We start from the raw sequence: 16,057 nt of genomic DNA on the forward strand, positions 1-16,057 counted from the left end.
TTTTTATGTTAAAAAATATAGAAATTATAATTGAATGCTTATCTTTTTTTGCTTTTATAATTTTTTCTTTTGGTTTTTGTTTGTTTATGTTGTTATTTAGCTGGATATTAGGAGGAAAATCAGAATCTAGATATAAAAATACTATTTTTGAATCTGGAATTGCACCTCTTGGAAATACAAAATTGTATTTTTCTGTAAAATTTTATTTGGTAGCTATTTTTTTTGTAATTTTCGATATGGAAGCTCTTTATTTATATGCATGGTCTTCTAGTATACGTGAAACAGGATGGGTTGGTTTTTTTGAAGTTTTCATGTTTATTATATCAATATTGTTGGGACTATATTATTTAATACGTAATAAAGCAATAGAGTAGATTTATCAATAAGTTTCATGAATTTAATATTGAAATAATCAATAAGGATTTATATGAAAAACTATACTTTAACCAGAGCTGATAAAACAGATAGTAATCAGAAATACCCTAGACAAACCAACAAAGATGTTGAAGATCCTATTCAAGGATATATTAAAAAAAATATTTTTATGGGAAAATTAACTAATTTATTACATAAATTAGTTAATTGGGGTCGAAAAAATTCTCTTTGGCCATATAATTTTGGATTGTCTTGTTGTTATGTAGAAATGGTAACAGCTTTTACTTCTGTACACGATGTAGCACGATTTGGTGCTGAGGTATTACGAGCTTCTCCTAGACAAGCAGATGTTATGGTAATTGCGGGTACACCATTTATTAAAATGGCTCCTATTATTCAAAGATTGTATGATCAAATGTTGGAGCCAAAATGGGTGATTTCTATGGGTGCATGTGCTAATTCTGGTGGTATGTATGATATTTATTCGGTTGTGCAAGGTGTAGATAAATTTTTACCAGTAGATATTTATATACCTGGATGCCCTCCTAGACCAGAAGCTTACATACAAGCTATAACGCTTTTACAAAAGTTAATTCAAGAAGAAAGACGGCCCCTATCTTGGGTTATTGGCGATCAGGGTATATATCATAAAAAAATGATATCAGAAAAAAAAAAGAAAAGAAGTAAAAGAATTTCTATTGTAAATCTTCCCACTTCGAAACGCGCATGATGATTGTAATATATTATTATCTTAATTTATTATAAAAATATTATAATTTTATTATTTTGCATTAAAAAAGAGAAATATATGATAGATTTAGTAAAAAATGATTTTCCTTTAAATACAGAAAAAAAAAGACAAGATCCATTAATACAAAAATTATTTCATGCTTTTGGTAAAGAGTCTGTTACTTTACAAGTAACTCGCACTGGTTTTCCTATAGTTTGGATAGATGCTTCGTTATTATTAAAAATGGGAAATTTTTTATATACTTTACCCGATCCTTATAATTTTCTTTTTGATTTACATGGTGTAGATGAACGTTTACGTGAATTTCGTAATGATTTACCAAAAGCAGATTTTTCAGTTTTTTATCATTTAATATCTGTTAAAAGAAATAATGATATTATGCTTAAGATACCTTTATTAGAAGATAATTTACATGTCCCGACATTAGTAAGTTTATTTCCTAATGCAAATTGGTATGAACGTGAAACATGGGAAATGTTTGGTATTTTTTTTGATAAACATCCTAATTTAACTCGTATTATTATGCCACATACATGGCGTGGGCATCCCTTAAGAAAAAATTATTCTGCGCGAGCCACAGAATCCGAAGCTTTTTTTTTAAATCAAAAAAAAGAAGATTTAGAAATGCGGAGTTTACAATTTAAACCAGAATTATGGGGTATGAAGCGAAGAGATAAAGATGTGGATTTTATGTTTTTAAATTTAGGACCTAATCATCCATCTGCCCACGGTGCTTTTAGAATTATATTGCAGTTAGATGGTGAAAAAATTGTAGATTGTGTACCTGATATTGGATACCACCATCGTGGTGCTGAAAAAATGGCAGAACGGCAAACTTGGCATAGTTATATTCCATATACTGATCGTATAGAATATCTCGGTGGTTGTGTGAATGAAATGCCATATATATTAGCTATAGAAAAATTATCTGGTATTTGCGTTCCAGAAAAGGTTGAAGTCATTCGAGTCATGTTGTCAGAATTATTTCGTATTAATAGTCATCTTCTATATATTTCTACTTTTGTACAGGATATAGGTTGTATGACACCAGTTTTTTTAGCTTTTACTGATCGTCAAAAAATTTATGATCTAATTGAAGAAATTACTGGAGCTAGAATGCATCCTGCTTGGTTTCGTATTGGTGGTGTAGCTAATGATCTTCCGAAAAGATGGCATTTTTTACTTAAAGAATTTCTTCAATGGATGCCAAAACGATTAAAATATTATGTTACAGTAGCTCTTAAAAATAGTATTCTTATCAGCCGTTCTAAAGGAGTGGCGTCATATAACCAAAAAGATGCAATTAAATGGGGAATTACAGGTGCTGGTTTACGTGCTACTGGTTTAGATTTTGATGTAAGAAAATGGAGACCGTATTCAGGTTATAATAATTTTCATTTTGATGTTCCAATAGGTGGAGGTGTTAGTGATGCTTACACAAGAGTAATGATTAAAGTAGAAGAAATTTATCAAAGCCTAATTATTTTAGAGCAGTGTTTAAAAAATATGCCTAATGGTCCTTTTAAATCTGATCATCCTTTGACAACACCTCCGTTGAAAGATAATACTTTTCAACATATTGATACGATGATTACTCATTTTTTACAAGTATCATGGGGCCCGGTTATGCCGGTGAATGAAAGTTTTCAAATGATTGAAGCAACTAAAGGTATTAATAGTTACTACTTAATTAGCGATGGTGGTACCATGAGTTACCGTACGAGAATACGAACACCTAGTTTTCCACATTTACAGCAAATACCTTCAGTAATTCGTGGAAGTTTTATTTCTGATTTAATCGTATACTTAGGTAGTATAGATTTTGTCATGTCAGACGTGGATAGATAATAATGTATAAAAAAAAAATCATGATATTAGAGAAATTTGTACTACATTCACTTTAACGAATGCAGAAAAAAATGAAATAGAAGAACAAAAGAAATATTATGAAAACAATCGAGCTATCTCCATAGAAGCTTTGAAGATTGTGCAAAAAAAACGTGGTTGGGTGTCCGATCAGGCTATTTTTGCTATTTCTAAAATATTAAATATTAACCCTAGTGAATTAGAGGGTGTGGCAACTTTTTATAGTCAAATTTTTCGTCAGCCAATAGGTAATAACATTATTCGTTATTGTGATAGTGTAGTTTGTTATATAACAGGATATAAAAAAATAGAGCGATTTTTAAAAAATTATTTAAAGATAAGAGCAGGAGAAACAACATTAGATAATAAATTTACTTTATTGCCTGTTTGTTGTTTAGGTGATTGTGATAAAAGTCCAGTTATCATGATTAATGAAGATACATATTATAATGTTACACCAGAATTAATAATACATATACTGGAATCATATCAATGAAAAAAATTTTGCGTATTCCAGAAACTCATCCATTGACATGGCGGTTAAGAGAAGATCAAAAAACTGTATGGATAAAAGAGTATATTAGTAAAAATGGTTATTTTTCTTATCAAAAAACATTAAAAGAAAAAACTCCAGAAAGTGTTGTATCTATAATTAAAAAATCCGGTTTAAAAGGTCGAGGAGGTGCTGGTTTTTTAACAGGTGTAAAGTGGAGTTTAATGCTTCAGAATGATTCTGTTAAAACGCGTTATTTATTATGTAATGCAGATGAAATGGAGCCCGGTACATATAAAGATAAATTATTAATAGAGAAAATTCCACATCAATTAATTGAAGGTATTCTATTAAGTGCTTTTGCTTTAAATGTTTCTCGTGCATATATTTTTTTAAGAGGAGAATATATCAAAGCAGAAGAAATATTAAAGAAGGCTATACAAGAAGCAAGAGATTATGGTTATATCGGATTGCATATTCTAGGCACTGATATTAATTGTGATATAATTGTTCATACTGGAGCTGGTCGTTATATTTGCGGAGAAGAAACAGCTCTTATTAATTCTTTAGAAGGACGTAGAGCTAATCCTCGATCTAAACCTCCATTTCCTGCAGTTTTTGGTTTATGGGGAAAGCCTACCTGTGTCAATAATGTAGAAACTTTGTGTAATATTCCAGCGATTTTATTATATGGTGTAAGATGGTATAAAAATTTATCTAATAGTATTGATTCTGGTACAAAATTAATGGGTTTTTCAGGTCATGTTAATAATCCTGGTTTATGGGAAGTACCCTTTGGTATTACCGCGCGTGAAATTTTAGAAGATTATGCTGGCGGTATGAAAAAAGGTATGGTATTAAAAGCTTGGCAACCAGGTGGCGCGGGAACTGGATTTTTAACTCATGATCATTTAGATGTATCAATGGATTTTGATAGTATTAATAAAATAGGTAGTCGTTTAGGTACGGGTATTGCCATGGCTGTAGATCAACATATTAATATGGTATCTTTGGTATATAATCTTGAAGTTTTTTTTTCGCGCGAATCATGTGGTTTATGTACTCCTTGTAGAGAGGGGTTGCCTTGGATTGTAAAAATATTAAAAACATTAAAAAATAATATAGGAAAAGAAAATGATATAAAAATTTTAGAGAGATTATGTATTAGTTTAGGAATAGGAAAAACATTTTGTGCTCATGCACCGGGAGCAATAGCGCCTTTATATAGTGCAATTAAATATTTTCGTTCAGAATTTGAAGCGGGTATTAAGATGTATGATAAATAAAAAGATAGCATCTTATAATTTTCACCCATTTTTTTAATTAAAATATAATAACAATTATATAAATACATATTTAACATGTACTTTAGATAATCAATTCTTTTAATACCAGTTTGTGGAATTATTCTCTTATGGCTCAAGTTTACATAGATGGTAAAAAATTTAATTTAGATCCATCATATAATCTATTGCAAGCATGTTTATCTGCAGGTTTAAATATTCCTTATTTTTGTTGGCATCCTCTGTTAGGTAGTTTAGGAGCGTGCAGGCAGTGTGCTGTTATTCAATATAGTGATTTGAACGATCATAAAGGTCGTTTAATTATGTCATGTATGACTCCCGTTGTAGATGGGAGTATTATTTCTATTAATAATATAGAAGCTCAACTATTTCGAAAAACGATTATTGAGCTTTTATTAACCAATCATCCACATGATTGTCCAGTATGTGAGGAGGGTGGACATTGTCATTTACAAGATATGACAGTGATGACTCAACATAATACTAGAAATTATCAATTTAAAAAAAGAACGCATAAAAATCAGTATTTAGGTGATTTTATTAAACATGATATGAATAGATGTATTGGATGTTATCGTTGCGTTAGATATTATCAAGATTACGCTGGTGGTACCGATTTTGGTGTATATGGTGCAAATAATAATATTTATTTTGGAAGAGTAGAAGATGGTGTTTTAGATAATGAACACTCCGGAAATTTAGTTGAGATATGCCCTACAGGTGTTTTTACTGATAACACACATTCTAAAAGATATAATCGTAAATGGGATATGCAATATGCACCAGGTATATGTCATAATTGCAGTATAGGATGTAATATTAGTATTGGAGAAAGATATGGTGAAGTGCGTCGTATAGAAAATAGGTATCATAAAAATATTAATCATTTTTTAATTTGTGATTTAGGTCGTTTTGGATATTCTTATACTAATTTAAACAATCGACCTAGACAACCAGCTAAAATTTTTAATGGAGAAAAGATAAGATTAAATTTCTCAGAATCTATTAATTTATCAGTAAATTTTTTAAAGCGCTTTAGTAGAATTATAGGGATTGGCTCTACAAGATCTAGTATAGAAAATAACTTTTCTTTAAAAGAGTTGGTTGGAAAAGAAAATTTTTCTCATGGTATGACTATTAAAGAAGCGTCATGTATTAAATTAATTATAGATATTTTAAAAGATAATTCTATATATACACCATCGTTAAAAGAGATAGAAAATTACGATATTGTTTTAATTCTAGGGGAAGATATAACACAGACTGCTGCTCGAATGGCTTTAGCAGTACGGCAATCAATGAAAAAAAAGGCAAGAGATTTGGTGGAATCATATAATATTCCTTTATGGAATACTGCTCCTATTGTTAATATAGAGGACAATATTAAAAATTCTTTATATATCACGAGTACACATGAAACAAAATTAGATGATCTTGCAAAATGGAGCTATTACGGGTCTATTCATGATCAAGCGCGTTTTGTTAGTGCTATTGCGCATGTATTAGATTCTAATTTACCACCAGTATTAAATTTAAATCTTTTATTACAAGAAAAAGCCATGTTGATTGCCAAAGAATTGCTGGATTCTAAAAAAGTGTTGATTATTTCTGGTTCTAATTCGTTTAGTACTTCTATTATTAAAGCATCTTTTAATATTGCTAAAGCAATAAAAAAACATAGAGTAAATGATATTGGATTATCTTTTGTCACTTCTTCTGCAAATGCTTTAGGAGTAAAATTAATTGATGGCATGTCAATAGAATGTGCGTTAAATAAATTTCAAACTGGCGAAGCAGATGCAATTATTTTTATGGAATATGATTTATATCGTCATATGAAAAAAGATTATTGTGATTTAATATTAAAAAATAAAGAAAAAATATTAACTATAGATTGTCATTATACTAAAACTTATAAAAAATCCGGTTTGACTTTACCAGCAAAAAGTTTTGTGGAAAGTTCTGGTACAATAGTTAATTTTGAAGGCAGAGCTCAGCGATTTTTTCAAGTATATGATCCGTGTTTTTATGATTCAAAAAATTGTATTATTGAAAGTTGGAAGTGGTTACATATTATTAAATCAAAATATAAAAATGTTGAAGAGTCTTGGTTAAAATTAGATGATGTTATTAGTGCATATAGTTCTCAATACTATGCTTTAAGTAAAATACAGAAAGATGAATGCAATTCTTCTTTACGTATACATGGTCAAAAAATTGCTAGATCTCCAAATCGTTATAGTGGACGAACATCTTTACGCTCTCATATTGATGTGCATGAAATTGCCCAACCAAAAGATATGCATAGCATGTTTGCATTTTCTATGGAAGGAAATAATCAATCAAATCAATCTATATCTCATATTCCATTTGTATGGTTGCCTGGATGGAATTCCCCTCAAGCGTTAAATAAATTTCCGGAATTAACAGAAAAAAACTTAAAATACTATGATTCAGGTATTTATTTATTTAAAGATAGACACGATCCAGTAGATTCATATTTTAACTTAACCTTCGATCAAGCTATGGATCCAAAAGAGTGGTATGTAATTCCTTATTATCATCTTTATGGTAATGAAGAAATGACACAATATTCGTCGGTAATTCAAAAAAATATACCTTCAGCATACGCATTAATTGGTATGCAAGAAGCATTGGAAATGGGTTTAAAAAAACATTCTATTGTCGAATTTAATTGTTTAAATAACAATTATTGTTTAGAAATACGACTATCTAAATATTTAAATAATAGACAAATAGGTTTACCGATAGGAAGAAAAAATTTTCCTATATCACTCATTGGAAAAAAAATTAAACATTTACAGGAATTTACTCAATGATATTTTTAGAAACCAATATATTTGCCATTATATCGTCTTTTTGTAAGGTTATATTTATATTGTTTTTTATTATTTTTTTTAGTGCTATGTTGAGCATTGTTGAGCGTAAATTACTAGCTTTTTTTCAAAATAGGCATGGTCCAAATCGTGTCGGATGGTCTGGTAGTTTACAGATTTGTGCGGATATGATTAAAATATTGTTTAAAGAAGATTGGGTGCCTGCATTTAGTGAAAAAGGTATATTCGTTTTAGCACCAGTAATTGCTTTTATTTCTTTACTTACAGTCATTGCAATTGTTCCATTTACATCAACTTTTTTTATAATTAATTTAAATATTGGAATATTATTTTTTCTGATGATGGCTAGTATATCAGTTTATGCAGTTTTATTTGCTGGTTGGTCAAGTAATAACAAGTATTCATTATTAGGAGCTGTTCGTGCTGTTGCTCAAACACTGAGTTATGAAGTATTTTTAGGATTATCATTAATGGGTGTTATAGCAGAATCTGGTTCTTTTAACATATTAGATATTGTTAATAGCCAGAAGCATTTATGGAATATATTTCCTCAATTTTTAGGATTTTTAACTTTTTTTATAGCGGGATTATCTATTTGTCATAGGCATCCATTTGATCAACCAGAATCAGAACAAGAATTAGCTGATGGTTATCATATTGAATATTCTGGTATGAAGTTTGGGCTATTTTTTATCGGAGAATACATCTCTATTATAGTTATTTCTTCTTTAATAACAAGCATATTTTTCGGTGGTTGGATGGGCCCTTTTCTTCCAGGTATTATATGGTTTATGATCAAAACTATATTATTTATTTTTCTTTTTATTTTAATTCGAGCATCCTTACCAAGGCCTCGGTATGACCATGTTTTATCATTTGGTTGGAAATTTTGTTTACCTTTAACACTATTAAATTTGCTTTTAACTGCTTTCTTTTTATTGTTAAAAACAACTTAAGAGATATTTTATTTATGACTTTAAAGAATATTATTATTGGATTTATGACTCAAATACGCAGTATATATATGATAGGTATAAATATATTCTTTCCATCAGAAACAAAACTATATCCAGAAGAATCGGTTGCATTATCACCGCGTTATCGGGGTCGCATAATATTAACTCGTAATTTAGATAATGAAGAACGTTGTGTTGCTTGCAATTTATGCGCTGTTGTTTGTCCTGTGGATTGTATTTCTTTACAAAAATCTGAGATGATCAATGGTCGTTGGTACCCGGAATTTTTTAGAATTAATTTTTCTCGATGTATTTTTTGTGGATTATGCGAAGAAGCATGCCCCACTGCTGCTATTCAATTAATACCAGATTTTGAATTAGCTGAATTTAAAAGACAAGATTTAGTATATGAAAAAAAAGATTTATTAATTTCCGGTCCTGGAAAATATTCAGATTACAATTTTTATCATTTTTCTGGAGTAACATTTAAAGGAAAAAAAACAGGTTCTCTGGATAGAGAACACAAGCCAGTCAGCGTGAAAAATTTATTACCATAAGGAGTTTTTATGCAATTTGTTTTTTATGTTAGCTCCTGTATCGCTATTTTATCTACTATATTAGTTATTTTTCAGAAAAATGCCATATATGCTTTGCTGTATTTAATCATTTCTATGTTATCTATATCTACTATTTTTTTTGCATTAGGTGCTTTTTTTATAGGAGCTTTAGAAGTTATTATTTATGCTGGGGCAATTATGGTATTGTTTGTTTTTGTAATTATGGTTTTAAATTCAGGAGAAAATTCTATTCATCAAGAAACACAATATTTTAAATATAAATTATGGATTGTACCTGGTATATTATCATGTTTTTTATTTATTTTAATGTTGTATGTTGTTTCATTTTTAAGAGATCAATATATACATTCTATTGTTATAGATTCTAAATTTGTTGGCATAAGTTTGTTTGGCCCATATTTGTTATTAGTAGAATTATTGTCTATGATTCTTTTATCTGCATTGGTAGTAGTATTTCATATCGGAAAAGATGATAATACAAAATATTTAGATGAAAAATAAAGTAATATCTTATATTTATATCTAAGAGGACAACAATTGATGATTTCTTTATTTTATGGATTATGTTTGTCATTAATATTATTTATATTAGGCTTAATGTCTCTTTTTGTTCGTCGTAATTTGTTATTTATTTTAATTAGCTTAGAAATTATGATAAATGCTGTTGGAGTGGCTTTGATTATAGTCGGTTCATATTGGCAACAAGTGGATGGTCAAGTAATGTATATATGTGCTATTACTTTGGCTGGAGCAGAAGCTAGTATAGCTTTATCATTATTATTACGTCTTTATAGACGCTATAAGACATTAAATATTAACGTGTTAAGTGAGATGAGTGGATGAATATTATGTTTTTTGTGATTTTATTTCCATTGATGAGTTTTTTATTTTTATCTTATACACAAGGTGTAATATCTAAAAAAAATGCTACTAATATAGGTATAGTATCAATATTTTTGTCTTTTATGCTTACGGTTTTTTATAGTATAAAATTTTTTAATGATAGTTCACTCGTGTTAGTGCAGTCATTATGGACCTGGTTTTCTATAGATGGTCTGAATATTGACTTTGGTTTAGTATTAGATGGATTATCTTTAAGCATGTTAGGTGTAGTTACTGGAGTGGGATTATTAATACATGTTTTTTCTATTTGGTACATGCGATTAGAAGAAGGGTATTCAAGGTTTTTTGCCTATACTAATTTGTTTATAGCCAGTATGCTAATATTAGTATTAGCAGATAATTTTTTATTTATGTATTTAGGGTGGGAGGGTGTTAGTGTATGCTCTTATTTATTAATTGGTTTTTATTATAAAAAAAATTACAATATTGCATGTGCTTTTAAATCTTTTGTTTTAACACGTATATCTGATATTTTTTTAATTATTGCTTTATTTTTAATATATAAAGTATATGGAACATTTAATTTTCAAGATATTCATATTTTATCTAATGCTTCTAATATAGAAAATATTTTGGATATTAATATTATTAATATATTATTATTTATTGGTGTTATTGGAAAATCAGCACAATTACCATTGCAAACTTGGTTAACTGATGCAATGGTTGGTCCAACACCTGTATCAGCTTTAATACATGCTTCTACTATGGTAACAGCCGGTGTATATTTAATATCAAGAATTCATTTTTTATTTTTATTAACGCCACAAGTGTTATATTTGATTAGTTTAACTGGTGTAATAACAATATTTTTATCTAGTTTTTCTGCATTAGTACAGACTGATATTAAGCGTATTTTAGCATATTCAACTATAAGTCAAATTGGTTACATGTTTTTGGCTTTGGGTGTACAAGCTTGGCAGGCGGCTATTATACATCTCATTATGCATGCTATTTTTAAAGCATTATTATTTTTGTCTGCTGGTTCTTTAATTATATCCTGTAATCATGAGAAAAATATTTTTAAAATGGGTGGTTTGCGTACAAAATTACCTTTTTTATATATTAGTTTTTTAGTCGGTGGTTTATCTTTAATTTCTTTTCCTTTAATAACATCGGGTTTTTACAGTAAAGGTAATATTTTATTTAGTGTTTTACAAAAAGGATATTTAAATTTTTTCTTGATTGGTTTATTTTGTTCTTTCTTAACTGCGTTATATACTTTTCGAATGATTTTTGTCATATTTCATGGAAAAAATAAATTGTCAGTTGTTATAAATAAGGGATTGACACATGATATACCTTTATTTTTATTATTAGTTTTTTCTACTTTTATAGGATCATTTATTGCACCGCCCTTATTGTTTGTATTTCCATTAGTAATAATTAATGATCACGGTAAATTTTTATTTGAAATATTTTCTAGTATGGTATCTATTTTGGGGGTTTTCATATCCTATTATTTATGGGTTCAAAATAATTCTTTTATACGTAACATTTGTACATTTAAAATTAGTGAAAAAATATTACATATATTGCGTAATGGATGGTATTTTGATTGGTTGTACAATATATTTTTTATACAATTATATTTATATATTGCTAAATTTTTAAACATTGATTTTATAAGTATGATTACTAATTTTTTTATTGATCAAATTATTTTCAGTAGTAAATTTTTTTTAAAAAAAATTAGTGGTAATACTATTGATTACGCATTATCTATGATATATAGCATAATTTTAATTTTTGCATGTATTTTATTTTTTTAATTAAATAATTTTATTAAACAACAGGAATATACGTGTAATGTTAGTTTTATTATTAATTATTTTTCCATTTTTTAGTAGCATTTTTTCGCTATTTTTTTCATTTTATGGAAAAAATCTTCCTCGTTTAATTGCTTTGATAGGGATGGGATTAACATTATTCATTACAATAGTAATATGGCAGACAGAAAATTATAATTTTTTTCAAATGGATAATTATTTTGCTGCAAATCATCAATTTGTATCTTCTTGGATACCAAGATTTGGAATTGAATTTAACATAGCTATTGATGGTGTATCTCTTTTGATGGTGTTTTTAACAAGTTTCTTAGGAATAATCGGAATATTATGCGCGTGGAATGATATTCATGAGAATACAGGATTTTTTTATTTTAATTTAATGCTGGTATTAACAGGAATATTGGGTGTTTTTATCGCATATGATTTATTTTTATTTTTTTGTTTTTGGGAATTAATATTAGTACCAATGTATTTTTTAATAATATTATGGGGTCGAAAAACAAATACGGGGCAAAAGCGCTGCGCAGCTGCTAATAAGTTTTTTATGTATACGCAATCTTCTGGTGTTTTAATATTGATTGCAATATTAGGTTTAGTTTATACCGATTATCAAAGTACTCATGTGTTAACATTTAATTATAATTCTTTAATTAATACACCTATGTCTCTGCGTAGAGAATATTTTTTTATGTTATGTTTTTTTATAGCGTTTGCAGTTAAAATGCCTATTTTTCCATTTCATGGATGGTTGCCGGATGTACATTCTAACTCACCTACTTGTGGTGCATTAGATATAGTGGGTGTGCTTTTAAAAACTGCACCTTATGCATTGTTACGTTATAGTATTGTTCTTTTTCCTCATGCAAGTAGACATTTTTCTATAATAGCAATGTGTTTGGGATTAATTAGTATTTTTTATGGAGCTATAGTAGCTTTTGCTCAAACAGATATTAAACGTGTTATTGCTTATTCTTCTATTTCTCATATGGGATTAATTATTATTGCATTATATAGTAATAGCATTATGGCATTTCAAGGCGCAATCGTACAGATGCTATCAAATAGTATTACCTCTTCTTCTTTGTGTGTTTTATCAGGTCAACTATATAAACGTTTTAAAACTCATGATATACGTCAAATGGGAGGCGTGTGGGAATATATTTTTTGGATTCCAGCATTTACTTTATTTTTTTCTTTAGCCAATTTAGGATTACCTGGTACAGGGAATTTTATAGGTGAATTTTTAATATTAATAAGCGTTTTTCAAATTTTTCCCATTATATCTATTATTTCTACCATTGGCTTGTTTCTTTCTATGTTGTATTCTTTAAATATGATACAAAAAATTTACTATGGTGTATCACAAAAAAAGTTTTTATTATCCCCGGTTAGTATACAAGAATTATGGATAGTACTGGTATTAATTTTTTCCTTAATCTTTATTGGTTTACAACCGCAAACAATTTTAGAGATTTCACAATATTCTCTAATAAATATTAAAAAAACATTTGATGACTCTTTTTAACAATAAGGTTTTAATTAGTAATGATTATAAATTCAGAGGAATTCACAGCATTGTTGCCTTTTTTGATTTTGATATCAACAGTAATTTTAGTAATGTTATCTATTGCATATCGTCGCAATCATTGTTTTGTTGCTGTATCAAGTACGTTAGGTTTACTTTGTTCTTTCTTTTCTTTATTTTTAGTCAATACAGTACTTCCGCGGCATATAACTACTTTATTTTATGTGACAAAATACTCTATTTTTTATATGGGTATAGTTTTATTATCCAGTATTATTAGTTGTATTTTTGCGTATTCTTGGTTATATAAATATCGATTAAATAAAGAAGAATTTTATTTATTAATTTTGTTTTCTACTTTAGGTGCTATTGGATTAATTATATCTGATCATTTTTCATCTTTATTTGTAAGTATTGAACTGATATCTTTACCAATATTTGGTTTGATTTTTTATTCGCATTATTATAAATACGCTTTAGAAGCTACATTGAAATATATTATTTTATCTAGTGTATCATCTAGTTTTTTATTATTAGGTATTGCTTGGATTTATGCTATTTCTGGAAGTTTAAGTTTATCAGCTATGCATCAAGTATTAAATATAGAATTTTTAAATTCACAATTTGTAATTTTTTTTGGTTTATTTATGGTATTTTTCTCTTTATTTTTTAAATTATCCATTGTTCCTTTTCATATATGGATAGCTGATATATATCAAGGTACTCCCGCATTAGTTTTATCTTTTTTTTCTAATGCTGCAAAAATTTCTATTGTTGTTTTTATGGTTCACTTTTTTTCATACTGTTCTTTAGAAAATCATGAAACATTATATGCATTAATATTTTTAATGATTTTTTTATCTATTATTTTGGGAAATTTAATGGCTATTATACAAAATAATATTAAACGATTATTTGGATATACAGCCATTTCACAACTGGGCTATTTATTAATTGCACTATTGGTATTAAAGAATCATTATTTTTTTTCATTAGAAGCAATAGGTATAGGTCTAGTTAGTTATTTTTTTGCTAATATATCTTTTTTTGGTAGTATTGCTTTAGTATCTAATCCAAATTATTTGAAAGATATTGATTTGATGACGTCATATCGAGGTTTATTTTGGACGCAACCTATCTTATCTGGGATACTAACAATAGTATATCTTTCTTTAGCAGGTGTACCTTTTACTCTTGGTTTTATTAGTAAATTTTATATCCTTTCTATTATAATACAAAATCATCTATGGGTTCTAGGTGTTTCTTTTTTCATTGGATCTGTTTTAGGTTTTTATTGCTATTTGCGGTTGATTATCAATTTTTATTTAAAACCGGTAAAATTATTGCAGAATAATATAAAACTTTCTAGTAAATGGATGTATACTTTTTCTGGTATTATAATTATTATTTCAGGAATTATATTATTGATATTAGGTATATATCCGAATCCTTTAATATATTTGGTACAATCCGCTGTATATGTTTAATAATTTTCGTAACGTAAATATTTATATATAATTTATTATTTTTCTTAGAAAGGATATTTAGTTTAATGAAAAATTTTTTTATTCCATTTTTTTGGAGTATTTTTTTTTTCTTGATTTTAATAGCATTTATAATAGATTATATAAGACAAAAAAAAAATAAAAAATCATTATACATACAAAATATGCATTTTAATGATTTTTTATGGTTATTTTTATCATGTGTATTTGTTTTTCTATTATGGTTGTTTTCGTATTATGATCAAGGAGTAATTTTTGCTAATTCAAGAATTATAATGTTTCTTTCTGGATATTTATTAGAAATGTTATTATCAGTAGATAATGTATTTGTATGGTTTTTAATTTTTGAAGCGCTTAAAATACCTTTCATTTATCACAAAAAAATTTTATTGTATGGAATATGGGGTTCTTGTATATTACGTTTAATAATAATTTTTTCTGGTGGTATATTATTTTCTTACTGGCATTGGTTATTGTATTTTTTTGGTGTATTTTTTTTACTAACAGGTCTTAAAATTATTTTTTTTCGTAATTCAAAAAAAGAAAAAAAACATAAAACATGCATGCCTTTTCTATATAAATTTTTTCGTGTCACAAATACAATTGATAGTGAAAAATTTTTTTTAATAAAAAACAACAAATTTTTTATTACGCCTTTATTCGTATGTTTAATTTTAATAGAATGTAGTGATATCATATGTGCTATGGATAGTATTCCTGCTATTTTTTCTGTTACAAATGATTTTTTAATAATATTCACTTCTAATATACTATCAGTACTAGCTTTAAGATCTATTTATTTGTTATTATTACGTTTTATAAAAAAATTTTCTATATTAAAATATGGTTTATCCGTAATATTCATATTTATTGGATTGAAAATACTACTGAACAAATATATTTTTATTTCCTCTATGATGTTTTTTATCACTGTACTTATGATATTAATTTTAACTTTAATAATCGATTATTTTTTTTATAGTAAAAAATTATAATACGGTTATTGTATAATAATTTTTATATAAAGTCATATTATGTATTTTTTGATATATAAACAAAATAGTATGTACAATAAAAATTATTTTTTATGATAAAAAATATTAAAATATGTTAGGAAATATATTATGTTGAATATTTTGAATATGATACTTTT

General features: G+C 27.3%; 14 protein-coding genes. All 14 read left to right on the forward strand.

Annotated features, from left to right (window positions below; translation table 11 throughout):
• Positions 1-5 precede the first annotated feature (5 nt).
• The 14 genes from ndhC (at position 6) to AB4W59_RS00770 (ending at position 15,899) form a co-directional block, all read left to right on the forward strand.
• Positions 6-374 carry an NADH-quinone oxidoreductase subunit A gene (ndhC, locus tag AB4W59_RS00705; RefSeq protein ID WP_367673226.1) on the forward strand — a complete coding sequence of 123 codons (369 nt, stop codon included), beginning with the start codon at positions 6-8 and terminating at the stop codon, positions 372-374.
• Between the two features lie 53 nt (positions 375-427).
• Positions 428-1,105 (forward strand): NADH-quinone oxidoreductase subunit B family protein, encoded by a 678-nt coding sequence (locus AB4W59_RS00710; protein WP_367673227.1) that lies wholly within the window; start codon positions 428-430, stop codon positions 1,103-1,105.
• Between the two features lie 78 nt (positions 1,106-1,183).
• Positions 1,184-2,974 carry an NADH-quinone oxidoreductase subunit C/D gene (nuoC, locus tag AB4W59_RS00715; protein WP_367673228.1) on the forward strand — a complete coding sequence of 597 codons (1,791 nt, stop codon included), beginning with the start codon at positions 1,184-1,186 and terminating at the stop codon, positions 2,972-2,974.
• A 25-nt stretch (positions 2,975-2,999) separates the two neighbouring features.
• Entirely contained in the window at positions 3,000-3,488 is a 489-nt protein-coding gene (nuoE, locus tag AB4W59_RS00720; protein ID WP_367673330.1) for an NADH-quinone oxidoreductase subunit NuoE, read from the forward strand.
• Positions 3,485-4,771, forward strand: coding sequence for an NADH-quinone oxidoreductase subunit NuoF (nuoF, locus tag AB4W59_RS00725; RefSeq protein ID WP_367673229.1), 1,287 nt, complete (start codon positions 3,485-3,487; stop codon positions 4,769-4,771). The genes nuoE and nuoF overlap by 4 nt, the downstream gene beginning before the upstream one ends.
• Before the next feature lie 128 nt (positions 4,772-4,899).
• Positions 4,900-7,629: an NADH-quinone oxidoreductase subunit NuoG gene (gene nuoG / locus AB4W59_RS00730; RefSeq protein WP_367673230.1), complete on the forward strand. Its 2,730-nt coding sequence runs from the start codon at positions 4,900-4,902 to the stop codon at positions 7,627-7,629.
• Entirely contained in the window at positions 7,626-8,603 is a 978-nt protein-coding gene (gene nuoH, locus AB4W59_RS00735; RefSeq protein WP_367673231.1) for an NADH-quinone oxidoreductase subunit NuoH, read from the forward strand. The genes nuoG and nuoH overlap by 4 nt, the downstream gene beginning before the upstream one ends.
• A 14-nt stretch (positions 8,604-8,617) precedes the next feature.
• Positions 8,618-9,160, forward strand: coding sequence for an NADH-quinone oxidoreductase subunit NuoI (gene nuoI, locus AB4W59_RS00740; protein WP_367673232.1), 543 nt, complete (start codon positions 8,618-8,620; stop codon positions 9,158-9,160).
• A gap of 9 nt (positions 9,161-9,169) precedes the next feature.
• On the forward strand, positions 9,170-9,682 hold the full coding sequence (gene nuoJ / locus AB4W59_RS00745; protein ID WP_367673233.1) for an NADH-quinone oxidoreductase subunit J: 513 nt from the start codon (positions 9,170-9,172) through the stop codon (positions 9,680-9,682).
• Positions 9,683-9,721: 39 nt separating this feature from the next.
• Complete coding sequence (gene nuoK / locus AB4W59_RS00750; RefSeq protein ID WP_367673234.1) at positions 9,722-10,024, forward strand: NADH-quinone oxidoreductase subunit NuoK; 303 nt, start codon at positions 9,722-9,724, stop codon at positions 10,022-10,024.
• Complete coding sequence (nuoL, locus tag AB4W59_RS00755) at positions 10,021-11,856, forward strand: NADH-quinone oxidoreductase subunit L (RefSeq protein WP_367673235.1); 1,836 nt, start codon at positions 10,021-10,023, stop codon at positions 11,854-11,856. The genes nuoK and nuoL overlap by 4 nt, the downstream gene beginning before the upstream one ends.
• A 37-nt stretch (positions 11,857-11,893) precedes the next feature.
• Complete coding sequence (gene nuoM, locus AB4W59_RS00760) at positions 11,894-13,399, forward strand: NADH-quinone oxidoreductase subunit M (RefSeq protein WP_367673236.1); 1,506 nt, start codon at positions 11,894-11,896, stop codon at positions 13,397-13,399.
• A gap of 20 nt (positions 13,400-13,419) precedes the next feature.
• Positions 13,420-14,886 (forward strand): NADH-quinone oxidoreductase subunit N, encoded by a 1,467-nt coding sequence (locus AB4W59_RS00765; protein ID WP_367673237.1) that lies wholly within the window; start codon positions 13,420-13,422, stop codon positions 14,884-14,886.
• A gap of 65 nt (positions 14,887-14,951) precedes the next feature.
• Entirely contained in the window at positions 14,952-15,899 is a 948-nt protein-coding gene (locus AB4W59_RS00770; protein ID WP_367673238.1) for a TerC family protein, read from the forward strand.
• Positions 15,900-16,057: the final 158 nt, after the last annotated feature.

This window comes from Buchnera aphidicola (Cavariella theobaldi) (assembly GCF_964059165.1).
GTDB classification, from domain to species: Bacteria; Pseudomonadota; Gammaproteobacteria; order Enterobacterales; family Enterobacteriaceae; genus Buchnera; species Buchnera aphidicola_BO.